This is a genomic window from Pontibacillus marinus BH030004 = DSM 16465 (genome assembly GCF_000425225.1).
Taxonomy (GTDB): Bacteria; Bacillota; Bacilli; order Bacillales; family BH030062; genus Pontibacillus; species Pontibacillus marinus.
In genome coordinates this window covers 92,359-117,335 of sequence record NZ_KE384331.1, presented here as the reverse complement: position 1 = coordinate 117,335, position 24,977 = coordinate 92,359, and the positions used below count along the sequence as shown (strand labels likewise).

24 protein-coding genes, 1 rRNA gene and 1 pseudogene are annotated in these 24,977 nt (G+C 38.4%); 18 read left to right on the top strand and 8 right to left on the bottom strand.

Features of this window, described 5'->3' with window-relative positions:
• The first annotated feature begins 122 nt into the window (after positions 1–122).
• The 3 genes from rrf (at position 123) to H514_RS0117055 (ending at position 2,857) form a co-directional block, all read left to right on the top strand.
• Positions 123–238, top strand: a 5S ribosomal RNA gene (gene rrf / locus H514_RS0117065).
• Between the two features lie 381 nt (positions 239–619).
• Positions 620–2,077: a catalase gene (locus H514_RS0117060; protein ID WP_197063122.1), complete on the top strand. Its 1,458-nt coding sequence runs from the start codon at positions 620–622 to the stop codon at positions 2,075–2,077.
• A 156-nt stretch (positions 2,078–2,233) separates the two neighbouring features.
• Positions 2,234–2,857, top strand: coding sequence for a YpjP family protein (locus H514_RS0117055; protein ID WP_027448045.1), 624 nt, complete (start codon positions 2,234–2,236; stop codon positions 2,855–2,857).
• Between the two features lie 257 nt (positions 2,858–3,114).
• Here H514_RS0117055 and H514_RS25445 read toward each other — a convergent pair.
• Positions 3,115–3,315, bottom strand: a pseudogene (locus H514_RS25445) (DUF2187 family protein); the annotation flags it as partial.
• A 295-nt stretch (positions 3,316–3,610) separates the two neighbouring features.
• Positions 3,611–4,867, bottom strand: a complete 1,257-nt coding sequence (locus H514_RS0117045) for a BaiN/RdsA family NAD(P)/FAD-dependent oxidoreductase (RefSeq protein WP_027448043.1) — start codon at positions 4,865–4,867, stop codon at positions 3,611–3,613.
• A gap of 202 nt (positions 4,868–5,069) precedes the next feature.
• On the opposite strand from H514_RS0117045, the gene H514_RS0117040 reads away from it, so the two are divergent.
• Complete coding sequence (locus H514_RS0117040; protein WP_027448042.1) at positions 5,070–6,710, top strand: putative polysaccharide biosynthesis protein; 1,641 nt, start codon at positions 5,070–5,072, stop codon at positions 6,708–6,710.
• Positions 6,711–6,722: 12 nt separating this feature from the next.
• Positions 6,723–7,457, top strand: a complete 735-nt coding sequence (locus H514_RS0117035; RefSeq protein ID WP_027448041.1) for a pseudouridine synthase — start codon at positions 6,723–6,725, stop codon at positions 7,455–7,457.
• A gap of 97 nt (positions 7,458–7,554) precedes the next feature.
• Here H514_RS0117035 and H514_RS24430 read toward each other — a convergent pair whose 3' ends face one another.
• Positions 7,555–7,752: a DeoR family transcriptional regulator gene (locus H514_RS24430; RefSeq protein ID WP_081673072.1), complete on the bottom strand. Its 198-nt coding sequence runs from the start codon at positions 7,750–7,752 to the stop codon at positions 7,555–7,557.
• Between the two features lie 172 nt (positions 7,753–7,924).
• Here H514_RS24430 and H514_RS0117030 point away from each other — a divergent pair, with 172 nt between their 5' ends.
• The 5 genes from H514_RS0117030 to H514_RS0117010 are packed head-to-tail and all read left to right on the top strand — an operon-like array spanning position 7,925 to position 12,995.
• Entirely contained in the window at positions 7,925–8,947 is a 1,023-nt protein-coding gene (locus H514_RS0117030) for a potassium channel family protein (RefSeq protein ID WP_027448040.1), read from the top strand.
• A complete protein-coding gene (gene pepV, locus H514_RS0117025) occupies positions 8,944–10,350 on the top strand; it encodes a dipeptidase PepV (protein ID WP_027448039.1) in 1,407 nt (468 codons plus the stop codon). Before H514_RS0117030 ends, pepV begins: the two co-directional genes overlap by 4 nt.
• Positions 10,351–10,376: 26 nt before the next feature.
• Entirely contained in the window at positions 10,377–11,573 is a 1,197-nt protein-coding gene (locus H514_RS0117020) for an MFS transporter (protein ID WP_027448038.1), read from the top strand.
• A 2-nt stretch (positions 11,574–11,575) separates the two neighbouring features.
• Positions 11,576–12,136, top strand: coding sequence for an RNA 2',3'-cyclic phosphodiesterase (gene thpR / locus H514_RS0117015; RefSeq protein ID WP_027448037.1), 561 nt, complete (start codon positions 11,576–11,578; stop codon positions 12,134–12,136).
• Between the two features lie 10 nt (positions 12,137–12,146).
• Positions 12,147–12,995: a nuclease-related domain-containing protein gene (locus H514_RS0117010; RefSeq protein WP_027448036.1), complete on the top strand. Its 849-nt coding sequence runs from the start codon at positions 12,147–12,149 to the stop codon at positions 12,993–12,995.
• Here H514_RS0117010 and H514_RS0117005 read toward each other — a convergent pair.
• On the bottom strand, positions 12,992–14,014 hold the full coding sequence (locus H514_RS0117005) for an EAL domain-containing protein (protein WP_027448035.1): 1,023 nt from the start codon (positions 14,012–14,014) through the stop codon (positions 12,992–12,994). The genes H514_RS0117010 and H514_RS0117005 overlap by 4 nt on opposite strands.
• 83 nt (positions 14,015–14,097) lie before the next feature.
• Between H514_RS0117005 and H514_RS23380 the strand changes: the two genes are divergently transcribed.
• Together H514_RS23380 and H514_RS0116995 are read left to right on the top strand one after the other, a co-directional pair.
• Complete coding sequence (locus H514_RS23380; RefSeq protein ID WP_051255194.1) at positions 14,098–15,042, top strand: diacylglycerol/lipid kinase family protein; 945 nt, start codon at positions 14,098–14,100, stop codon at positions 15,040–15,042.
• 238 nt (positions 15,043–15,280) lie between these two features.
• On the top strand, positions 15,281–16,084 hold the full coding sequence (locus tag H514_RS0116995) for a phosphotransferase family protein (protein WP_027448034.1): 804 nt from the start codon (positions 15,281–15,283) through the stop codon (positions 16,082–16,084).
• On the opposite strand, the gene H514_RS0116990 is transcribed toward H514_RS0116995, so the two are convergent.
• Together H514_RS0116990 and H514_RS25010 are read right to left on the bottom strand one after the other, a co-directional pair.
• Entirely contained in the window at positions 16,074–16,358 is a 285-nt protein-coding gene (locus tag H514_RS0116990; RefSeq protein ID WP_027448033.1) for a YtzH-like family protein, read from the bottom strand. The genes H514_RS0116995 and H514_RS0116990 overlap by 11 nt on opposite strands.
• Before the next feature lie 150 nt (positions 16,359–16,508).
• The gene (locus H514_RS25010) at positions 16,509–16,685 is read right to left on the bottom strand and encodes a hypothetical protein (protein WP_154657400.1); all 177 of its coding nucleotides are present in this window, start codon (positions 16,683–16,685) and stop codon (positions 16,509–16,511) included.
• Between the two features lie 264 nt (positions 16,686–16,949).
• Between H514_RS25010 and trmB the strand changes: the two genes are divergently transcribed.
• Complete coding sequence (gene trmB / locus H514_RS0116980; RefSeq protein WP_036843176.1) at positions 16,950–17,597, top strand: tRNA (guanosine(46)-N7)-methyltransferase TrmB; 648 nt, start codon at positions 16,950–16,952, stop codon at positions 17,595–17,597.
• 72 nt (positions 17,598–17,669) lie between these two features.
• The gene (locus tag H514_RS0116975) at positions 17,670–18,512 is read left to right on the top strand and encodes a YtnP family quorum-quenching lactonase (protein WP_027448031.1); all 843 of its coding nucleotides are present in this window, start codon (positions 17,670–17,672) and stop codon (positions 18,510–18,512) included.
• Between the two features lie 39 nt (positions 18,513–18,551).
• Here H514_RS0116975 and H514_RS0116970 read toward each other — a convergent pair whose 3' ends face one another.
• The gene (locus H514_RS0116970; RefSeq protein WP_027448030.1) at positions 18,552–18,866 is read right to left on the bottom strand and encodes a PepSY domain-containing protein; all 315 of its coding nucleotides are present in this window, start codon (positions 18,864–18,866) and stop codon (positions 18,552–18,554) included.
• A 187-nt stretch (positions 18,867–19,053) separates the two neighbouring features.
• On the opposite strand from H514_RS0116970, the gene H514_RS0116965 reads away from it, so the two are divergent.
• The 4 genes from H514_RS0116965 to pepF all read left to right on the top strand — a co-directional run bounded on the left by H514_RS0116965 (position 19,054) and on the right by pepF (position 24,745).
• Positions 19,054–20,121, top strand: coding sequence for a M42 family metallopeptidase (locus tag H514_RS0116965; protein WP_027448029.1), 1,068 nt, complete (start codon positions 19,054–19,056; stop codon positions 20,119–20,121).
• Between the two features lie 85 nt (positions 20,122–20,206).
• Entirely contained in the window at positions 20,207–20,716 is a 510-nt protein-coding gene (locus H514_RS0116960; protein WP_027448028.1) for a DUF84 family protein, read from the top strand.
• An 869-nt stretch (positions 20,717–21,585) separates the two neighbouring features.
• Positions 21,586–22,749: a competence protein CoiA gene (locus tag H514_RS24065; RefSeq protein ID WP_027448027.1), complete on the top strand. Its 1,164-nt coding sequence runs from the start codon at positions 21,586–21,588 to the stop codon at positions 22,747–22,749.
• Positions 22,750–22,942: 193 nt separating this feature from the next.
• Positions 22,943–24,745, top strand: coding sequence for an oligoendopeptidase F (gene pepF / locus H514_RS0116950; protein ID WP_027448026.1), 1,803 nt, complete (start codon positions 22,943–22,945; stop codon positions 24,743–24,745).
• Between the two features lie 54 nt (positions 24,746–24,799).
• Here pepF and H514_RS25005 read toward each other — a convergent pair whose 3' ends face one another.
• Positions 24,800–24,973 (bottom strand): hypothetical protein, encoded by a 174-nt coding sequence (locus tag H514_RS25005; protein WP_169449774.1) that lies wholly within the window; start codon positions 24,971–24,973, stop codon positions 24,800–24,802.
• Between the last annotated feature and the right edge of the window lie 4 nt (positions 24,974–24,977).

The following is a 24,977-nucleotide window of genomic DNA, read 5'->3' as shown; positions in this document are numbered from 1 at the left end:
GGAAGCGTGGTGACACGTGCAGCTGACTGATACTAATCGATCGAGGACTTATCTATCTCTATTGAAAAAACGTTATGATGTCTCTTATCTAGTTTTGAAGGTATATCCTTCAACTACATAGGTTTGGTGGCTTTGGCGAAGAGGTCACACCTGTTCCCATGCCGAACACAGAAGTTAAGCTCTTCAGCGCCAATGGTAGTCGGGGTTTCGCCCCCGCAAGAGTAGGACGCCGCCAAGCACACATAAGAAACCCAGAAGAATTCGTTCTTCTGGGTTTTTTTGTTTTATTTACACCTTAAGAAGTATAAAATTTTAGCAATGGTACCATTCGACAAGTTTTTTATGAACCTATAAACAAATTGTAATGGCACTTCTTTAAAATTTTCGCTGAAGGTCAGAAGTCAAAACGGTTTAAATGATTAAAATGAGTGGAATAAACCGATGTGTTATTTTCTATAATTGAAAGAGCTTTTCATTTGAAATGATTTTATTAATGGACTATACTTTTAAATAAGTTCTTTTATTATAATAATTATAAATAAAAATTCAATTTAATGTTCGTAATTATCGGAATAAGAGATTAAAAGAGCTTAAATTGATAAAAGGGAGTTGTTACATAGTGAGTAACAAAAAGCGATTAACTACTGAAGCTGGAATTCCTGTTGGTGATAATCAAAATTCCATTACTGCTGGCTATCGTGGACCTACTATGATTCAGGATGTTCATTTGTTAGAAAAGCTTGCCCACTTTAACCGTGAACGCATACCAGAACGTGTTGTACATGCTAAAGGTGCTGGAGCATTTGGCTATTTTGAAGTAACAAACGATGTGTCTAAATATACAAAAGCAGACTTTCTATCCGAAGTTGGTAAAAGAACAGAAATGCTTGCTCGCTTTTCTACAGTAGGAGGAGAAAAAGGTTCTGCTGATACAGCTCGAGACCCACGTGGTTTCGCTCTTAAATTTTACACTGACGAAGGTAACTACGATCTGGTAGGTAATAATACTCCTGTATTCTTTATTCGAGATGCTATTAAATTCCCTGATTTTATTCATACACAAAAACGTGATCCTCAAACAAATTTAAAAGATCCAGATATGGCTTGGGATTTTTGGTCGTTATCTCCAGAGTCATTACACCAAGTAACGATACTTTATTCTGACCGTGGTGTACCAGCGACCTACCGTCACATGCATGGTTATGGAAGTCATACATTTAAATGGACCAATGCTGAAGGTGAATCTGTTTGGGTTAAATACCACATTCGAACAGATCAGGGATACAAGACTTTAGATGATGAAACTGCTACTAAAATCGCAGGAGAAAATCCTGATTACAAAACAGAAGATTTATTTAATTCAATTGAAGAAGGGGAATATCCTACCTGGACAATGTATGTACAGATCATGCCTCTAGAAGATGCAGAGACTTATAACATTGATCCATTTGATGTAACTAAAGTATGGCCTCATGATGACTATCCACTAATTGAAGTTGGAAAAATGGTTCTTAACCGTAATCCGAAAAACTATTTTGCAGAAATTGAGCAAGCGGCATTTAGCCCGGGTAACTTTGTTCCTGGAATTGATGTTTCTCCAGATAAGATGCTTCAAGGGCGTCTGTTTGCTTATGCAGATGCGCATAGATATCGTGTGGGGGCAAATTATGAAACACTGCCTGTTAACCGTCCAAAGGCTGAAGTAAATAACTATCAGCGTGATGGTGCAATGCGCTTTGATGATAATGGTGGTGGTTCTAAAAACTACGAGCCAAATAGCTATGATCGCCCAGTAGAGGATCCTGCAGCTAAACAACAGCCTTATCCTGTATCTGGTTTAGCAGATAGCACACCCTATGATCATGACGACCATTACACTCAACCCGGAAACCTATATCGATTAATGAGTGAAGATGAGAAACAACGTCTAGTATCTAACATCGTAGGATCTATGAAGGACGTACGAAAAGAAGAAATTAAGCTTCGTCAGATTAAACACTTCTACAAAGCCGACCCAGATTATGGTGAGCGCGTGGCGAAAGCTCTTGGATTGCAGGTTCCTGAGGAAGTTAAATAAAAGTAGATAAACAGGAAGAGCCTCCAAAGAATTGGAGGCTCTTTTTACTTATGAAAATCTATTCACAAAATACTCAGAAAAAGATTCAATAGTTTCATAGACAGATTTAATAAAAGTGGTAGAATTTAAATAAGTACATATAAGGGGAGCTACACTATGAAACCTTGGTTCAGAAAAATATTTGTTGTATTTGTTGCGATATTAACCTTAGGATTATATATACCGCCGACCCATCTCGACGCAGAGGCGGCTGATAAGAATGAAATTGTTTCACCTGAGCGTAATGAAGATAGTGATTCGCGTACGGAAACCCCACCGGATCCAATTGATATTACGATTGAAGAAGAAGCTCAAAAGGATGAAGAGTCTCTTTCTGCTGAATTTTACATTAGTACAATTACCGAACAAGCAAAGGAACAAACGGTATCCAAATTAGGACCTAGAATTATTGAAAAAGTAGAAGTTGATTTTGAAAAAGATATTTTACCGAGTATAGAAGATGTCGTTCAATCAATCTTAGCGGAAGCTAGTGATGATGAGGTGCCTTACTACAGTATCTCTGAAGAACCTTCAGCTGGTTATGGTGAACAAATCTTTAGTATGTATGATGAACGCTCAAATCAAGAAATAGCTCGGTTTCATGTTCGTCGTGATAAACGCCCAGGGGAAGGGTATTGGTTTAACTTCCACTATCATTTAAGTCAAGATGGCTTTGAAGAACATCACCCGATTGGAGAAATTTATTGGGACAAAAACACGCCACCAAAGTGGATGTCATAAATATAGTAAAAAAACCGAGCTTCGAATAAGCTCGGTTTTTTCTTAATCTCTAGGAATTTATAAAATTTGTGGCTTGTGTAACACTTTTTAATTAGAGTGGGGCCACATCCAGCTCCAGCGCCCAGCAACGAAGGGACTTCCCTCGCCTCCGTACGATAAGTCAACATCGATTCGTTTCACTCACCGTGTTTCCTTTATCGTACTACGGGCTCAGTCCAGTCCCTTCGTTGCTAAACGGGCGCTTGCGCTTTTGTTCATTATTCACTCTCTTCAGCACGTTCTTGAATCGTATATTTCCCGTGACGCACTACGGTTTTTTCGAAGTCGAGATCTTTTTCTTTGAAATCTTCCATGATTGTCATATCGACAACTACGGAGTTCTCTAATTTATCGGAAGTAACTTCGCCTTTAAGGTCTTTACCGTCACGCTGGAATGTCACGACGTCGCCTAATTTAGCTTTGTTTTCTTCACTAACTTCGGGCTTCTCTGGTTGTTCTACGTTTTCTTCCTCATTCTTCTTTGTAAAGGCTGCATCAATGATGCTGTCTTTCATATTTTCGTCTGACATGTATAATTCCCCTTCCTAGTCAATGTAAGCTTATATACATATTGTATAAGATGATTGGGTAAATGATTATTTCTTATCTATACCCTTTATTGTTGCCTTCATTCTTCCTAATTAGATACTATAACACGGATTTCCTTCAAAGATAAATAAACAGCATAAAAAAACCTGTTTTTCAAGAGGGAAATTAACCAAATGAATCGTATGCAGCAAACATGCCTGCAATTCTTCCGGTTACAAGGGCAGACGTAATATTATAGCCACCTGTGTATCCATGAATATCAAGAATTTCTCCACTGAAAAATAATCGAGGCATAACCTTTGAAGCCATGGTGTTAGGGACTACTTCTTTAACAGAAACGCCTCCACCTGTTACAAATGCTTTTTCAATGGACTGAGAATCATGAACTTCAAATGTGAATTGTTTCAGGTCATGGATAAAACCACGCAGTTTTTCAAGAGATGTGTTGGCAGCACGATCTTCTAAGCCAATCTCGTTGCGTTCGAATAGGAGATCCAAGAATCGCTCAGGGGCCCATCCTTTTAAAATATTCTTCACATTTTTTCTTGGATGCTCGTTTAATAAGGCACGAGCTTCTTCTAACAGTTCATGTTCTTTATGGTCAGGATAGCTTTCAATCACCATCTTCACTGGACGATTTCCTTTTCGAAATTCTTTTACTACATACTGTGAACAACGTAAAACAGCAGGTCCGCTAATACCGAAGTGTGTAAACAACATGTCCATGCGATGTGTGATGATGGTTTTACCTTTTGGATTTAATACGGATAAAGCAACATTCCTTAAGGAGAGACCTTGTAAACGTTTATCTTGAATAAATGGCTCTTGAGATATAAGAGGCACTTCTGTTGGATAAAGCTCAGTTACAGTGTGACCTGCTTTTTCAGCCCAGGCATACCCATCGCCAGTGGATCCTGTATGAGGCACGGATGTACCACCAACTGAAATCACAAGCGATTTCGTTTGAATCGTTTCTTCAGACTTTAATTGAATCTCGTGATGCTCGTCTCCATAACCCACAGTTTCCACCTCTGTGCTCTTCCTTACAGTAACGCCTAACTCATCTAATCGACTGAGCAAAGCATTAACAACGTCTTTTGCTTTGTTGCTTGCGGGGAACATACGCCCGTGATCTTCTTCTTTTAAAGCTACTCCCAGGTTTTCAAAGAATTCCATGATATCGTAGTTATTAAACACAGAAAAAGCGCTATATAAAAAGCGACCATTCCCAGGTATATGCTTAATAATTTCATCTTGGGGTAGATTGTTGGTAACATTGCAACGTCCACCACCTGATATAGCAAGCTTCTTTCCAAGTTTTTTGCCCTTATCTATGAGTAATGTGTTGGCTCCTTGTTCTGCAGCGGCAATGGCTGCCATTAATCCGGAGGGGCCTCCTCCAATTACGGTAACATCATACATGTTTTTGAACCGTCCCTTCTCATTGCATAGGAAATTTAACGTTAGAGCTACTTCCAGTTAGCTCCAAATTTCTATTAGCGTAAGCGTTCTGAGCACACTCAAACGCAATAAATCTGATTTTGTAATCATAATGAAATCGGAATGCACTTTATCTATGATAAAATAGATGCGTTGTACTCTACAAATAAATGCAGGTGAAAATATGGCAGTTTCGAAATTTTTAAAAGGTACAATGTTGCTAACAGCGGCAACATTTTTATCAAAGTTTTTAGGGATGATCTATGTGATCCCGTTTGAATCCTTTGTAGGACAAACGGGTGGAGCATTGTTGTCCTACGCATACACCCCTTATAATATCTTAATTAGCTTTTCAACTCTAGGGGTTCCGCTAGCTGTTTCAAAATTTGTTTCGAGGTATAACTCGTTAGGGGATTATGAAACGGGACGGAGGATGTTTAAGTCAGGATTACAATTTATGTCCATAACTGGCGTTTTAGCTTTCCTCCTTCTTTATTTTAGCGCTGGTGCGATTGCTCCCCTTGTTGTTACGGATCAACTGAAGGGAAATTCTATTGAAGATGTGGCCATGGTTATTCGCATGATCAGTTTTGCTCTATTGATTATTCCTGCAATGAGTATTGTTCGTGGATTTTTCCAAGGATATGAATCCATGGCGCCCACAGCAGTGTCACAAGTAATTGAGCAGATTGTACGCATAGCCTTTTTATTAATCGCTGTTTTCTTAGTAATTGAAGTGTATAACGGTTCGAAAGCTACTGCCGTTGGGTTTGCTTCATTTGCAGCTTTTATTGGTGCGATCGCTTCTGTAGGTGTACTTTGGTTTTACTGGAAGAAACGCAAGCCTTATCTTGACAGCCAGGTTGAACAGCAGGAAACAAGCTATAACATTCCCATGAAAGATCTATACAAAGAATTACTTGCCTATGCAGGGCCTTTTGTTCTTGTGGGGATTGCTACACCTCTTTACCAACTTATTGATCAATTTACATTTAACCGAACAATGGCTGATATTGGGCTAGGGAATATAACTGAAACAGCTTATGCTGCCATCAATTTGTATGGACATAAACTCGTTATCATACCGGTTACATTAGCTACAGGACTTTCTTTGGCATTATTGCCTGCCATTACGAAGTCTTTCACGGAGGACTCCCCTAAGCAGCTTTATCGACAAATTAACCAAGCATTGCAAATCATTGTGTTGCTTATTTTACCTGCAGTGGTAGGGATGTCGCTCTTATCCTATGAAGCTTATGCAACATTTTATGGTGTAGAGGGTACCAACCTCTCTTTAACAGGATCATTACTGGCTTGGTATGCCCCTGTGGCTCTTTTCTATGGCTTGTTTACAGTCACATCGTCCATTTTACAAGGAATTAATCAGCAACGTTTTGCTGTGATTAGTTTGGGAGCTGGGCTTTTAATTAAAGCAACATTAAACATCCCACTAATTCATCTATTTGGTGCAAAAGGAGCGATATTCGGCACTGGTTTAGCTGTTATTACAGCTGTACTTTTAAACCTATGGAAAATCCGTGCTGCAGCTTCATTCCCTTATAGACATTTATTAAAGCGATCATTATTAGTTTTAATACTTACATTTGCTATGGTGATCATTGTAAGTATTACGAAGTGGCTACTTGGTTTAGTAGGTCTTAGCTATGAAGAAGGTCGATTTGCAGCTGTAATGGTATTATTTATTAGTGCGGGTGTGGGTGGTTTATTCTATTTATGGTTATCCTATCAAACAACACTGCTTGAGCGTGTATTAGGAGGTCGAGTTTCTGTACTCGATCGGTTCTTGAAAAGAAAGAAAAATTAGGAGGAACGTGTTGTGAGAATCGATAAAGTTTTAGCGAATATGGGCTTCGGAACCCGGAAGGAAGTAAAAAAATTATTAAAGTCTGGTGTTGTCCGAGTGGATGGAAGCTCCATAAAAGATGCCAAAACACATGTGAATCCAGACGAACAAGAAATAACCGTTCATGGTGAATTTGTTGAATATCGAGAGTTTATTTATATCATGATGAATAAACCTCAAGGTCTCATTTCAGCAACAGAGGATGCGAGTGATATGACCGTAATCGATATCTTGCAACCAGAAGATCAGATTTTTGAACCTTTTCCGGTTGGAAGACTTGATAAAGATACAGAAGGGCTTTTATTGATTACGAATGATGGAAAGCTCACGCATCAGTTGTTATCCCCTAAAAAAGGTGTAGGGAAGCGCTACTATGCTGTAATAGATGGCGAGGTAACAGAAAAGGATCAAGATGCTTTTCAGAAGGGCGTTACATTGGATGATGGTTACAAAACAAAGCCAGCCGAATTAGAAATTCTGGAGTCCGGAGCAACATCTGAAATTGAACTTGTTATTACAGAAGGTAAATTTCACCAGGTAAAACGAATGTTTGAGAGTGTGGATAAACGCGTTACTTTCCTGAAACGTTTAAGTATGGCGGGATTAGAACTTGATGATGATTTAGAGCTCGGAGAGTATCGTGAACTAAATGATAAAGAAATCGAGTTTCTATATAATGTAGGACAAGAGAAAGCTGAGGATTCATAAAGGCTCACTAAACAACATGAAAAATGCACAAAAAAAGACCCGGAGCTAATCCGGGTTTTTATATAACTCATATAAGTATTCAGTGTGTTTTGTTTTACTATGATATTTTCACTTTTTTCTCTGTAGTAGTCCACTTCCCACGATACGGACTTGTGACGAGTCCATTGTATTGCAGCACATGTAGGTCTCTCTGAACAGTTCGAGCTGTTATGCCAAACTCCTCTGATAATGAAGTCGTTGTTACGGTCCCGTTCTCTCTAATAAACAAATAGATCGATTTAACACGGCTAAGCATGCGGGATGATGAACGATTCAAAAAACCACTCCTTAAGGGATTGTTTGAGTTGTGGTGCCTGTGAATCTTGGAAGTTAACTCAATTTTACTACAATTCGTTGTATAATAACTAGGGAATCCATTAAAATTTACAGAGAATTCATGTTATTCATATTCTGTTAAGGAGGATGTTATGATTTTTATAAGAAAAGTATTGCTACGTATGATTAAAATGAACAATCGGGTTTTATTTATTAGTAGTACACTACTCATTGCTTTGTCTTCAATCTTTATTGTATTAGTAGAACCAGAAACATTCCCAACGGTCTTTGATGGCTTTTGGTGGGTAATGACAACAGTTACGACCGTAGGATACGGGGATTTTTCTCCCGTTTCAGTAGGTGGGCGACTTATTGCTATGTTCCTATATATCGTGGGGATTGGGTTAATTGGTGTTGTTATAGGTAAAGTTGTTGAAGGTTTATCTATGTTTCGTAAAAAGAGGGAGGAAGGAAATATCGTGTACAAAGAAGAGAATCATTACATTATTATTGGTTGGTCCAAAAAATCACAATATGCAGTTAAAGAAATTATTGAAACTCACCCTGATTCTGAAATTATTATTATAGATGAATTGGAAAAAGCACCACTTTTAGAAGAGAATATTCATTACATACGAGGAAATGCATCTTCAAAAGAAACTTTAGAAAAAGCGAATGTACAAAAAGCAAAAGCTGTCTTGATTTTTGCTGATGAAAAAATCCATGATAACCAGTTGATTGATGGGAAAACTCTGTTAATTGCTTCTACAGTTGAATCGATGACATCTCATGTACATACAGTCGTTGAAGTGATGGAAGAAGATCATATTAAAAACTTTGAACATGCTCAAATTGATGAATTTATCTTTTCTCATGAGACCATTTCATCCCTTGCAGTACGATCTGCTTTTACAAAAGGAATCTCAGGTATATATGGACAGCTTATGCGTCGTTCACACGGTGATGACCTTTATCATATCCCTCTTCAATCAAGTTGGAAAACGTATCGTGATGCCTTTAATGATCTACTGGAAAAAGGAGCTACACTTATTGCAGACCGTCAGGAATTAGGTGTCAATCGTATGCTTGATAACCCCCTCCCTTCTGAGGCTGAACTGTATGCCATATGTGACCCAGAGACCTATCAATTAATTCTAAAGGAGTATGAATCATGAACAAAAGTTTATCAAAAGAGCAACTAAACGAATTAAAACCATACTTTCTTGATCGCTTAAAAGAGCTCCTTCAAATCCCTAGTACATATGACGAAACATCGATAAGAGAGGGAGCACCCTATGGAGAAAACATTCAAAAAGCCTTGGAGTATGCACTTTCATTAGGAGAAAAAGAAGGGTTTTCCGTGAAAGATATTGATGGATATGCAGGACATATCGAGTGGGGAAAAGGAGAAGAGTTAATTGGTATCCTAGGTCATCTCGATGTCGTACCTGCTGGTGAAGGTTGGACGAATGGTCCATTCGATCCTGTAGTAAAAGAAGGAAAGCTTTTTGCACGTGGGGCTCAGGATGATAAAGGACCAGTTATGGCTGCCTTCTTAGCAATGAAATGGTTGAAAGATATTGGAGTGGAACCTCAAAAGCGAGTTCGTTTAATTCTTGGTACAGATGAAGAACGTAACTGGGGCTGTATGAAACATTATTTCGCAAAAGAAGAAATGCCTAAGGTTGGTTTTTCCCCTGATGCGCAGTTCCCAGTTATTCATGCAGAAAAAGGCTTACTCGATTTAGATGTTACAAAAAACCTTGATATGGACCAATCTCATGCTACGGCTCAATTGTTACATCTACAAGGTGGAGAACGTCTAAATATGGTTCCATACCGTGCACAAGCTTCTCTGAAGTGGGAGGGAGAAGGCGATCCGATTTCTCTATTTGAAGACTTTATACAACAAACGCCTTACGATGGTAAAGCGGATATGGATGGAGATCAACTCCATATTACACTAACCGGAAAGTCTGCCCATGCAATGGAACCCAATAATGGCCATAATGCTTTCTTGGGGATCACCTCATTTTTAAAAGAACTACCATTCTCAAATTCTATATTGTCTGTTTTGTACTGGATTGAAGAAGCTTTCCAAAGTAGTAGAGGAGAAGGATTGGGCATTGCCTGTGAAGACAATGTTTCAGGACCTTTAACGGTTAATGTGGGAACTGCTGTGTTAAAAGATGGGGACTTAACTTTAGGTTTAAATATTCGCTATCCTGTCACAAAGGACTTTCAAGAATGGTTCCAAATATTCGAAAGCAACATGAATGATCATGAAGCGCGTATTCATGTGATTGAGCATTTAGAAGCGATCCATATGGCTAAAGATCACCCATTCGTAGAAAAACTTCTAGATATCTATAATAGGAATGCTAATGAACAGGCAGAACCTCTCGCAATTGGTGGTGCTACCTATGCTAGAGCTCTAAATCAGGGAGTTGCTTATGGGGCGATGTTCTCTCATAGTCCTGATACAGCACACAATGCAGATGAGCATATTCTAATTGAAGACCTTATGGAAGCGGCTTATATATATGCTGAAGCCATTTATGAACTCATCACAACGTAATACACCTTAGAGAGGATTTAGAATACATGAATGTAGGAAACGCAGAGAAAACGTATCGCTTTTTCCAAGCCTTTTATTTGTTCGCATTTTTTGGCTTTGGTTCCCTATTCCCTTTACTATCTGTTTATTTAGAGAACGAAAAACACCTGAATAATACACAAATCGGTATGATTGTTGCAGCTATTCCGTTAGTCACCATTTTCCTGCAACCTGTCTGGGGGATGCTAAGTGATTTTACAAGGAAACCAAGACAACTGTTATTGATTGCAGGTGTAATGGCAGGCATTATGTCTTTACTGTACACTTGGCTAGATGGTTTTCTTCTTTTATTTCTAGGCATTATAGGAATAGCTTTATTTCAATCAGCTATTGTCCCTTTGTCAGATAGTTTATCTTTACATTTTGTTCAGCAATTTGATAAAGAGTACGGGAATATACGGCTTTGGGGAGCGCTTGGATTTGCCTTAGCGGTATTTGTAGTAGGAAACATTACAGACATGACAGGATCTCTTACGTGGATCTTTTATGCTTTTAGCTTAGGAATGATCTTATCCGTTTTTGCTCTAACCTCTTTTCCAAAGCGAGGTCAGTCTGTCCAAATTGATTTTCGACAAGGATTTAAAACTTTAATGAAAGAGAAGACTTTTTTAATTTTCTTATGTTCGAATTTCTTAATATTTGGACCTGTTCTAGCCAATAATTACTATTTCGGTAAGTTCATATTAGCAGTAGGCGGTACATTGTCAGGGGTAGGAATTGCATTTCTATTAGCGGCTGGTAGTGAAGCACCGTTTATGAAGCTCTCTCAAAAAATTATTAATCGTCTAGATGTTATACCAGTCATGTTATTATGTGCATTCATTTCGTTTGCTAGATGGTTATTTTACTTTTTTGATCCCAATGTCACGTTGGTTTATGCAACGACGATTGCCCAAGGGATTTCAGTAGGTTTATACATACCGGCAGCTCTGCTATTTGTAAGACAAACAGCACCTAAAGAGGTACAGGCTACTGCAGTTGGAATTTATTCAGCAGTCGGAAATGGAATGGGGAATGCATTCTTCACATTTATAGCTGGAATCCTTTTAGATGTCCTAAATGTGTTTTGGATGTATGCTTTTTTCTCATGTATGACATTACTAGGGATGGCTTTAATTTTAGTTGTACGGAAAGAAGCAATGAAACAATCCTCTATAAGGAATACATCGTATGAAGGAGTGTAATGATGAGTTCTCATTATTTTATTGGGATTCCTATGCCTGATCATGTACGCACATGGTTAAAAGAATGGCAGGAGCAATTGAAAAGAGATCTGTCCTATGGAGTTTGGACACATGAGCTGGATTTCCATATTACATTGAAATTTCTAGGTGCTGTGGAAGAAGACAAAGTACATGTATTACAAGAAAAGCTCAAAGATACCCAAGTCTCTCCATTTGATATGAAGATTGGTGAACTAGGTCATTTTGGCAACCCCTATCAACCGAGAGTGGTATGGGCTGGGGCTGAGAAGCATCAACAACTATTAACGCTTCAAAAAGAAGTTGAGGTTGTATGTGAAAATTTAGGTTTTCCTCCTGAAAAGAGACCTTATAACCCTCACATTACATTAGCGAAAAAATGGAGAGGAGATAAGGAGCTATCTCAAAAATTAGAAGCATTACATGATCAGTTAGATAGGATAGATCGGATAACAGTCGATCATTTTACATTGTTTAAAATTCATCCAAAATCTGATCAAAAATATGAGGCTGTTCAACGTTTTCCTCTACAAGGCACTAAATGAGGTGGAATCTATGGCACAATTAATTAAATTGCAGGATTATGCATCGAGGTATGAAACAGATCCTTTTCGCTATCCTGCACAGTTTATTCGATTAAAGAAAGAAAATTGGAAGAAGATGAAGCATTTATGGAGAGAGTATTCCTCTGAGAACCCAAGATATCATTATACTAATGAGCAAGGCTTGGAATCTTTTATATTTAAAGATGGAGTACCCACTACTGAATTAGAGCTAAAACAATATTTTTTAGATGGTATGTTTCCCTTTCAGTTAAAATGGGCGTCAAGGACCATTCGAGAAATGTCCTTTCTTGACGATATATATAAAGAGGATGAAACATTGAAATATTTCTTGCAGCGCTTTCCTGATACGTTTCTCTTCATGTATGCACCGATTTTCAGGTTGAAGCAGGCCCCGGTTGAAGGGGATCATCTTCTTATTCACCCTCAAGGAATCTATTGCATCAAGATTCTGGAAAGAGAACAAGGAGCTGATATCATTGCAGGAGATGATCGTACTTGGTATCAGGAGCATAATCTAATTCGTAGTGAATTTTTAAGTCCTTTAGTATCTTTAAAAAGAACCTATCGTATCGTGCGAAATATCCTACAGGCCTATGATGTCGATTTTCCTATTAAACAACTTGTGTTAGCTCCAAACCATAACATTAAGGCTCAAACTGAACCCTATTTAACAGAGTTTATAGGAGCTGAAGAATACCAACAATGGTTTGAGCATATGAGAAGCTATCTTTCTCCTATTAAATCCATTCAATTGAAAGCCATCAGAGCTTTATTAAGTCACAGTCAAACTACTTCTGTAAAAAGACCGGAATGGGATGACGATGATGATATGATTTAAAGGGGAATAGGCTCCTTACAAGGTTCCTGATCAGGCTTACCAATATAATATCCTTGGCCATAATCAATTCCAGCTTCATGTAACCAGTCAAATTCACCCTTTGTTTCAATACCTTCTGCTAATAGTTTAATATTTAGCTGTTTGGCCCGATGGATCACTTCATTCAAAAAAGATTGCTTTTCAGCAGATAGATGACAATCTTGTATGTAAGAACGGTCAATCTTTACAATATGAGGGTGAAGTAAATGGAACATTTCAATAGTGCTATAACCAGTGCCAACATCATCTAGGGCAACATGCATTCCGTAATTTTGATAGGTTCTAAAAATATCTTGAAGGTGTTTTACATTTGTAATTTCTTCAGTTTCTACAACCTCAAAAACTAAATCTTCTGGGTTTACATTATACTTTGAGACAATATGAAATGTATGACTTAAGCAATATTCAGGTACATAGATCGTTGATGGTAGAAAGTTAATAAAGCATTTTTGCCCTTCTGGTATATGTTGCGCTTTTGCTTTTACAGCTTCTTCACGAGCTTTTTGATCTAGCATAGAATGAAGACCAGCTCTTTGTGCAAAAGGAAATAATTCACCAGGTGAAACTTCCTGATCCTTAGTCCTTAACAACGCTTCATAACCATAAATTTCACCATTTTGCATGTGAATGATTGGCTGTAAAAAAGACATAAAGTTGCCTTGATAGATAATTTCCGCTAACTCAGGGTTCGTTAAACGCTCAAATAAATGTTGGATCGTGATAGGGAATGAATAGCTACGATCCTCATCAGTTAAATGAAGCCAATGATCATGGAGATCTTTATCCAAAAGGCTTTCCAATGTAGGTAATAAACTTTGAAAAGATTGATAGTAATAAATATAAATCATATCTTCTTTTTGAATAAGATCGAGTTGAATAGAGTCTAACCAGTTCTCTAAGTCTTGAGTCGGTCGAACGATTACATAACCTTTTTCGGGCATGTTTACTGAGGTACCACACGCCTGACAATCAGTCGCCATTTTACCACTCCTTTTATACTAGTATAATAGATTTAGATGTTTTTGCTAAATAATATGGTTTAGGCACGAAGGGAAATAAATTCATGTATATTTTAATAGTAAACCCTGAAGCGGGTAATGGCCGCTCATTAAAGGTATTAAAAAAGCTCCAAAAAGACCCGTTATTTAAACAAAAAGATTGTCGATCTTTTTTTACAAAATACGAAGGCCATGCTGAAGAGTTGGTAAAGCATGTCTTGGAGATCTATAATGAAAAAGTAAAGTGTATCATAGCAGTGGGAGGAGACGGCACAATGCATGAGGTTGTGAATGGTCTCAAAAACATTCCTACTATACCCATTGCATATATTCCCGCTGGCTCAGGAAATGATTTCGCTCGTGGAACGAACAGTAAAAAAAAGCCGGTGAAATTATTTCAGGATATTGTACAGCGATCTCATGCTAAACCCTACTGGTGTGGTTCCTACCTTACGGATAAACGAAAGCCTTCAAATCGTCGAGTTTTTGCAAGTAACATTGGATTTGGGTTTGATGCAGAAATCGCTCAACGTGCAAATCGTTCATCCTATAAAAAATGGCTTAATAAGATCGGTTTAGGTTCCTTAGCCTATGCGATCGCATTAGTTCAAACAATATTTCAATTTGAGCCAAAGGAAATTGAATTGACAATTGATGGTGAAATAAGAACATTATCTAACGTCTGGATGATTACAACAGGAGTACATGGTTATTATGGTGGAGGAATGAAAGTTATTCCTAGTGCTAAAATGTCCAAAGATACATTTCACGTTTTAATAATAGAGAACATCTCAAAATGGAAGGTGTTAGCGGTTTTTCTTTCAGTATTTTGGGGTGGCCATGTCAAATATAATGAAGTAACCGTATTAAACGCGAGCTCTCTGTCTATACATGGAAATCAATCACTTTCTTATCATGTTGATGGACAAACCGGAAAGTGTCAGAAATGTGTGATTGAGAAAGAATCGTTCTCAAGAAAGATATTTCAGTTTTCATCAAAACAGAAATAAAGGGATTGCCTTGAATTTAGAGTGCGTTTTGAGTTAATCTATTATCGTGTGTTTTTTCACTTTAACAATATAAGAAGTAATTTCAGCATACTCGACATAGTAAAAAAGTACTAAATAAAAAAACACGAATAAGACGTAATGAGTTTTAAATGAAAATAAGGTATACTAAATCATACCTTTATTATAGCGACGTTAATATATAACCCAACAAAGATTTGAGGAATTGAAGGTGAATTGGTTGGAACAGATACTCGGACAAGATTGGACAATAACACCAGCGGGCGGATCAACAGGAGAAGCTTATTATGCACAACGTGATGACAAGCGCCTTTTTCTTAAACGAAATTCCTCACCCTTTTTAGCTGTATTGTCAGCTGAAGGCATTGTGCCAAAACTCGTATGGACGAAACGTATGGAAAATGGTGATGTAATAACGGCCCAACAGTGGCTAGAGGGGCGCGAATTATCACCTGAAGAAGTTAAGCACCCACGAGTTGCCCAACTGTTGAGTAAAATCCACCATTCTTCAGAACTATTAGACTTGCTTATGAGGATGGGAAAAAAGCCATTAGAGCCTGAAGCACTTCTTCAAGAACTGAAGTCTCAAGAGCAAGAATTAAGCTTCGTTAATACGCAGATAGAAGTTCATCAATGTCTTCGTTTTTTAGACAATCAATTACCTTACGTCCAAAATCAGCGTAAAGTTGTTTGCCATTGTGATATGAATCATAACAATTGGCTTTTAACAACTGCTGGACAATTGTACCTTATTGATTGGGACAATGCGATGGTAGCTGATCCGGCGATGGATTTAGGTATGATCTTGCATTGGTATATCCCTGAAGAAGAGTGGGAAGATTGGCTTGAAACGTATGGTGTGGAATTGCATGAGGACTTACTAAATCGTATGCATTGGTATATCATTGCGCAAACGATTTCGTTTATTCAGTGGCATAAAAGTCGGTTAGAAGAAAAAGAAGCCGCTCGATGGTTAGAAGATCTTAAGCGGCTAATGCTGAAAGTAGGAATGATTAATAATTAGAATTTTGGATGGAATTTATCCATTCATTTAATTGGTCTTGATTAGAAGTCACGTAGTTGGAATCATTATTGGATACTTCACCATCACGCCCATAATCGTATATTTGCGGAAGTACCTGTAAAAAGTCATCATTATTGATGGCTTTTTTTGATAATAAAGACCTTGCTAGGCGTTGAATTTGTTGATATTCCGAGACACTTCCACAACACTCCTCTGCATGCTCAGTCAATAAATCATACAGCACGTTCATTTGATCTTTTGTCGTTAAAGGCATCTAAAATCCCCCTTTTAGGAATAGGTTGTGCGGTTAAAAGGGAAATATGTAAGAAAAGAGGATTATAAAAAATAAAAAAGAACTTTAGCGAGAGGCTAAAAGTTCTTTTTAATCTTCATGATATAGAAGGTTTAATGAATATTTGTAATCTTAAGCTGCAGTTTGTGTTTTCGTTCTTGGTGCATATTTTAATTGGTTTTGCTTTACTTCTTTACTTGTTTTCTCTTGAAGTTTTTCGATTGGATATAGAAATAGGGAATAACCGATAAACATAACGCCTACAGTGGCTAAAACAATCAATTCCATTAGTTTTGTTAACATGATCATGAGATCAACTCCGTTTTTTTGTTAATGTTTAACACAACGTTTACTATCTTATTATAGAAAGCGCTTACACTCCAAGTGTTATTAATAGGGGTTAATCATTGTTATAGAGGTTTAATGCTCTTATGTTGAATATAAGTATCACATTGAATCAATTCCTTAAGCTTCTTCTCTTATGCTCGCTCATACACAAAAATTGAGGGAGAACTTTCCGAAATCAAGGTTTCATGGTAAGGTGAATGCTGAACGTAAGGAGGAAAAATATATATGAGTAGAATTCGTAATAAACCTTGGGCAGATCAATATTTGAAAGATAATGATCATATTGTTGTACAAGAGCCCTTTACACATAAAGGTACATGGAAAGAGCTTTTTAATGAAGACCAACCTGTTCACCTAGAAATCGGAACAGGAAGAGGAGCATTTATCTCTGGTATGGCAAAGCAGCACCCTGAAATGAACTTCATCGGCATTGAACGTGTAAAAAACGTCATTGTCGGTACACTCAAGAAAATCATAGAGGCAGATGTATCGAACGTAAGGCTTATGAATGTAGATGCAAAGGACTTAAGAGATATTTTTGCCCCGAATGAAATTGATCAGATTTATTTAAACTTTTCTGATCCATGGCCCAAAAGTCGTCATGAAAAGAGACGGCTTACTTACCATACATTTCTGGAGCAATACGAGGATGTGCTAAAGACAAATGGGAACCTTGTGATGAAAACAGATAATCAACAATTATTCGAGTATTCCCTAGCTAGCTTTTCAAAATACGGTTGTATAATTGAGGAAGTATCTTTAGATCTTCATGCTTTGGAGGACCCTTTAAATGTTAAGACTGAGTATGAAGAGAAGTTCTCGGAAAAAGGACAACCGATCTACCGTTGCAAAGTCCGTTTTCCAGAGCGCTAAGATTAAGCGGTAACGTTTACATTTTATTCATCCCCTATGATACAATTGTAAAGAAATAAAAGGGGGTACATAATGGAAACGTTACAAGTAGGACGAGCTACATTAACTTGGCTTAATGGAGGCGTAACTCACCTTGATGGAGGGGCAATGTTTGGCGTAGTACCCAAGCCTCTATGGAGCCGTAAATATCCATCAAATGAAAAAAATCAAATTGAATTACGTACAGATCCAATTCTTCTTCAGATAGATGGAAAGAAATTTCTAATAGATTCTGGAATTGGAAATCAAAAATTAAATGAAAAGCAAATGAAAAACTTCGGTGTTCATGAGGAATCCTCTATTGATTCTTCATTAAATGAATTAGGTTTTGGTACTGAAGATATCGATGCTGTTTTAATGACACATCTACATTTTGATCATGCATGTGGATTAAGCAAATGGCAGGACGGAAAATTAGTTCCAACATTTGAAAATGCTAAAATCTTCACTTCTTCTACAGAGTGGAATGAAATGAAAAATCCAAATATAAGGTCTGCGAACACGTATTGGGAGTCGAATTGGAAGCCTGTTGAGCATCAGGTTCAAACGTATGAAGAAGCTGTTGAGATAGCAGATGGGCTTCATATGATTCATACGGGTGGTCATAGTGATGGTCATTCGGTCATTCGTTTTGAAGATGGTGAGGAACTATTTATTCATATGGCTGATATCATGCCTACCAATGCACATCAAAATGAGCTTTGGGTATTAGCTTATGATGACTTTCCAGTTACTTCTGTGCACCAAAAGCAAGACTGGATGAAGTATGGTTATCAGAAGCAGGCTTGGTACACCTTCTATCATGATGCATATTACCGTGCGCTACAATTTAATGAAGAAGGGGAAGTCATTCAGAAAGTTGAGCGAGAGCGGTAAATAAAAAATCCGCACATCGGTGCGGATTTTTATTAATCGTTAGGAAACCTCACTTACGTCAAGTACGGTTCCTGTTACAGAGTCGATATAAAATTCAAATTGCTTCGTTGTTCCATCAATAGAACGAGAAACACCACCGCGATAAACGGTGTAAGGAAGATCGTCCAACGAAATTTCCTCGGTCTTCATATGAATCCATGATCCGCTAATTGGTCCCTGTCGTTTAAAGGCCTCTTTGGCTACTTTTAACGCTTTCTCAGGTGACAGGTTTTGATGTTCGTTAAATTGCTTTGCAGCTACATAACCGACTAGAGCTCCTACGCCGACTGCTGCAAGTGACTTTGTCCATCTCATTTCCATTCACCTCTACTCATTCATCAATCTTTTTATAGTATATCGAAAGTTGAGTAAAATAGAAAATAATAGGGGTCATAGTGGAAAAGATTCTGAACATTCGATACGATAATAGAAGTTACGAAAATTGTTCAATGGAGATCATTAGAATGCTATTTTAAATCTATAAATGGGAGTGGAATACATAATGAAACAAGATACTTTAGATTTATTTCGTACGCTAACAGAATTACAAGGCGCCCCTGGTAACGAACATAAAGTACGTTCTTTTATGAAAGGTGAACTTGAAAAGTATTCAGATGAAATCATTCAGGATAATCTTGGTGGCGTTTTCGGTGTAAAAAAAGGAAACGGCCCTAAGGTTATGGTTGCTGGACATATGGATGAAGTGGGTTTTATGGTTACCCAAATCACAAAAAACGGTATGATTCGTTTTCAAACATTAGGGGGATGGTGGAGTCAGGTACTCTTAGCGCAACGTGTCCAAGTCATGACTGATGATGGACCAATCCCAGGGGTAATTGGTTCTATCCCTCCACATAATCTGACACCTGAGCAACGTAAGAAGCCAATGGATATCAAAAATATGATGATTGATATTGGAGCAGATGATGAAGAGGATGCGAAACGCCTTGGTGTAAAACCTGGGCAACAAATTGTACCAATTTGTCCTTTCACACCAATGGCGAATGAAAAGAAGATCTTAGCAAAAGCTTGGGATAACAGATATGGCTGTGGACTTGCTGTAGAGCTACTTAAAGAACTACAAAATGATTCCTTACCAAATATGCTTTATTCAGGTGCTACCGTACAGGAAGAAGTAGGGTTGCGTGGTGCTCAAACAGCTGCTAACATGATTCAGCCGGATATTTTTTATGCATTAGATGCATCACCAGCTAATGATATGTCTGGTGATAAGAACGAGTTTGGCCAATTAGGAAAAGGTGCATTATTGCGTATTTTAGATAAATCGATGGTTACGCACCGAGGTATTCGCGAGTTTATCCTGGACATGGCAGAAACACATGATATTCCATATCAATACTTTATTTCTCAGGGTGGAACAGATGCAGGTCGTGTTCATATTGCGAATGAAGGAGTGCCATCTGCAGTTGTAGGTATTTGCTCTCGATACATTCATACGTCTGCTTCTATGATTCACATTGATGACTACGCTGCAGCAAAAGAGTTATTAACACACCTTGTTAAAGCAACGGACCAAAATGCCGTAGATCAAATCCTTCAAAATAGTTAATGAAACATCAAGAGGTTGCTCCTTAGGATGAAGACAATCTCGTTCCTACTAGATCAAAGGGGTTAGTACGAGAAAGGATGAAACCATGAAGATTATAGTCGGCTCAAACAATTATGCGAAAATCGATGCCGTCCGGAGCAACTTCTCAGATTTCGAAGTTATGGGTATGGAGGTTGCTTCTAAAGTATCCTCGCAGCCATTTTCAGATGAAGAGACATTGGAGGGGGCTATTAACCGAGCTCGTGAATGTGCAAGTTCTGAAAAAGGTAGTATGGGGATCGGCCTTGAAGGTGGCGTAATGGAGCTTGAAAATGATTTATATCTCTGTAACTGGGGTGCATTAGTAGACAAACAAGAAAATGTGTTTACAGCTAGTGGTGCACGTATCCCTTTACCAGATGAAGTTGCCAAGGACCTTAGTAAAGGGAAAGAGCTTGGTGATATAATGGATGAGTATGCTCAACGGAGTGAAATTCGTCAAAAAGAAGGTGCGATTGGAATATTCACAAATGAATTAGTGAATCGCAAAGAGATGTTTGAGCATGTTGTTCGTTTATTAAAAGGACAATATGAGTTTTATTATAAAAATGGCTGATTGTATAGGATCAGAAATCTATATTAATAGCACAATGGAAACGACCAGATATTCTCTGGTCGTTTTTTGGATGGATTATTTAACATTAGCCCCCTATTGTTGAAGACTTGGAATCGAGATAAAGTGCGTATGGTTCCGTTGCTTTAGTGGAGTGCGGTGGGCTGGGAAACGGGCTGCTTTCCCCGGACGAACGATCGAGCCTCCTCATTCGCTAAAGCTCCTTTCGGGGTCTCGCTCGCCCGTTTTTCCGGAGGAGTCAGCCCGTTTCCCAGCCCACCTTTGCCGAATGTCTGAATTGGCTCGCCCGTTTTTCCGGAGGAGTCAGCCCGTTTCCCAGCCCACCTTTGCCGAATGGTGACTAACGGAACCACCGTAATTCTGAGATGAGGTGGTCGGATTCCAGGTAGTGTAACACTATCATGACAAGGTTCTGAGCAACTTCTCTAAATATGATATCCAATCAATATGAGTTGAGAAAGTCCAAATTATGGTCCGTTAATCTCCATAAACGCGTGGAGGGAAGGAAACGGCAAACTGTCGTGGTAACAAAGGGAAGACGAGACCCCGCAGGCACGAGGAGACTCGGCTATACAATGGAGGTTCTACTAAAACCGCCACATCTTGTGGCAACGTAGAACTACCCCACGTCGTGTGGGGCAACAACAGGCTTGCCGTTTCACTGACCGCAACAAATTCCTCAACAGTAACGGACTTCTCCCAACCAATATCTCGGAATCAAGTCTTCAACAATCCTGCCATATTGCTGAATAACTTCCAATCCCAAAACCGAAAACTTTAACTGAACATATCCATGTTTTTAAGAAGGAATTTATGACTGTTAGGAGAATTAAAAGGAAGGAGGTGATCTATTGCTTAGAGCATTAGATAAACATGGACAGTCCATACTATTGTATAGTCAGTCCAAAAAACATATAGAGTTAATGAGAGACAATTCGTATTTTTGTCCAAGCTGCCGAGAGAAAGTTATGATTAAAGCAGGTCCTCGAATGCTTCCGCATTATGCACATCGACCTGGTTCAGATTGTAGCGTCGCAAAGGGAGGAGAAGGACCGTATCATGAACTCGGTAAGCTGCAGTTATTTTCCTGGTTAAAACATCAAGGATATGAGGTCGAACTAGAAAGCTATATTCCATCGATTCAGCAACGTCCAGATATCCTAGTTAAAGCAAAAGGGAAATGGATCGCAATCGAATATCAATGCTGTCGTATTTCCTCGGAAATAATCGAAAAAAGAACAGCTGGATATCGAAATGAAGAGATCATCCCTTTATGGATCTTAGGCGGAAATTTATTAAACCGTAAGAAACCACAAACTTTATGGCTTTCTCCTTTTGAACAACTTTTCTTTCATCAATTTCATGATCAGTATCCCCCATCTTTATTTTTCTACTGTTCCAACGCTCGACAATTTGCAGTTTTTCAGAACCCCTATTTAATCAGTACAACCCAAATGCTAGGTTCCCTAAGCTTTCTCCAAGCTTCTCAATCCAATCTTTCTTCACTCATCACACCTAAAAGAAACATGACTCCATCTTTTTTATGTACCTACTGGTTACGTGAAAAGCAAAAACTCCGTAAAAGCCCTGTAGGACATTCAAAGAATCCAAATGACATTCAGTTTCGCCAATGGATGTACATCAATCGTCTTCATCCAAGTACGTTACCCGCTTATGCACACCTTCCTGTACAATCTCAGTTTTCTTTATCTCCTATGCCTTTTGTATGGCAGACAAGATGGTTAGTTGACCAACTACACCCTGTGCAAGTAGGAGACTCCATTTCTATAACTTCCAAGCAACTTTCTTCCCAGCAAAAATCATTTCCACTTATTCACTATACATTTGAACCATTGAAGGAATATGCAGATTTGTTGTGTACATTGGGTGTGTTGGAGTTTCAACAAGAAGGAAGGTATAAGAAACTGAATGAAATCCCATTTCCTACAAATGTTCCAGAAGCTTTAAGACAAGATCGAGAAGTGATGGAAAAGTTGTCGGAGACATTTGAATAATCGATGCAAAAACAACGCTTTGAATGTTTTAGCTTCAAAGCGTTGTTACGCATCACAAACTTAGCATGTTCAACCTAGAATCGTATATAATAGATAACGATTAATTTTATAACATTTTTTCTTGAAAAGAAGGTATTTCGGCTTTCGAAAGAGAAATGTATGGAAGAAGATATGATAAAAGGAGGAGTACGACTTGGCTAAAGAATTACCAAAACGCGAAGAGATACCAGAGGAACGTACATGGAGATTAGAAGATATCTTTGAGTCTGATGAGGCTTGGAATAAAGAATATGACGCAGTAAAAGAACTAGTTCCGCAAATTACAGAGTATCAGGGTAAATTACATGAATCAGCAGATACACTATATAACCTATTGAAACTACAAGATGAAGTAGCGTCTCGTTTCGGCAAATTGTTTACATACGCACATATGCGCTACGACCAAGACACAACCAATTCCCATTACCAAGAAATGAACACTCGTGCTGAGAACCTTCTGACCCAAGTAGGGAGTGCAATGAGTTACATTGATCCTGAAATTCTTGCAATGGAAGAGGGGACAGTTGAAAAGTTTTTACAAGAAAAAGAAGAGCTGAAGTTGTACGAGCACGCCTTAAATGAAATTACACGAGGACGTCCTCACACGTTAAGTGAAAAAGAGGAAGCGTTACTAGCACAAGCTGGTGAAGTAATGGGGAATCCAGCTCAAACATTCGGTATGTTGAATAACGCTGACTTAACATTCCCAACCATTAAAGATGAAGAGGGGAATGAAGTAGACCTTACACATGGTCGCTACATTCGCTTCTTACAGTCAAAAGATCGTTCCGTACGTAAAGCAGCTTTTGAAGCGATGTATGACACGTTTGGGAAGTTCAAGAATACGTTCTCCTCAACATTAAGTGGAGCAGTGAAAAAGCATAACTTCTCTGCAAATATTCGTAACTATGATTCTGCGCGCCATTCTGCGTTAGATAAAAACAATATTCCTGAGAAGGTATATGATAACTTAGTTGAAGCAGTTAATGACCGCTTACCAGCTCTTCATCGCTACGTAGATTTACGTAAAGAAGTGCTTGGGCTTGATGAGCTTCACATGTATGACCTATATGCAGACCTTGTGCAGGATGTGGATATGGACATTCCTTATGAGGAAGCACAGGAGCTTGTGTTAAAAGGTCTGGCGCCATTAGGGGAAGAATACACAAACATCCTTAAAGAAGGGTATAAAAATCGTTGGATCGACGTTGATGAGAATAAAGGGAAACGTAGTGGAGCGTATTCATCAGGCTCTTACGGTACAAACCCTTACATCCTGATGAACTGGCAAAATAACCTGAACAACTTATTTACATTAGCTCACGAGTTAGGTCACTCCTTACACAGCTACTATACAACGAATAATCAGCCGTACCGTTATGGAAACTACTCGATTTTCGTAGCAGAGGTAGCATCAACGTGTAATGAAGCATTGTTAAATGACTATCTGTTAAAAGAAACAAAAGATAAGAAGCGTAAACTTTATCTTCTTAACAACTTCTTAGAAGGCTTCCGTGGCACAGTATATCGTCAAACCATGTTCGCTGAGTTTGAGCACGATATTCATAAGCGGGAGCAAAATGGTGAAGCCCTTACTGCTGATAAACTGACTGAACTCTATCATGATTTAAATGAAAAATACTTCGGTAAAAATATCGTAGTAGATGACGAAATTGGCCTTGAGTGGGCTCGTATTCCTCACTTCTACTATAACTACTATGTTTATCAGTATGCGACAGGATACTCTGCAGCAACTGCATTAGCGGACCAAATCCTTAAAGAAGGCGACCCAGCAGTAGAACGCTACAAAGGCTTCTTGAAAGCAGGATGTAGCGATTACCCAATTGAAGTGTTGAAACATGCTGGAGTAGACATGACATCAAAAGATCCGATCGAAGCGGCTCTTGATGTATTCGAAGAAAAGCTAGCTGAATTTGAGAAATTAGTAAAAGAATAAAATAGAACAAAAGCTGCTCCCATCATTGAGGGAGCAGCTTTTTAAGATTGAGTATTAACGTAATCCTCGAAATGATTTACGATGCGTGAAACTAAAGATCGTGAAGTAAATCGTAACGAATAAAATTGGCATACTAAGTATAAATGGAACAAGCCTCATCATCCCTAGCAAGTTAAAAAGAAACGCTAACACAGTCATAACGAGCCAAAAAATAGGGATCCACTTCATGAAC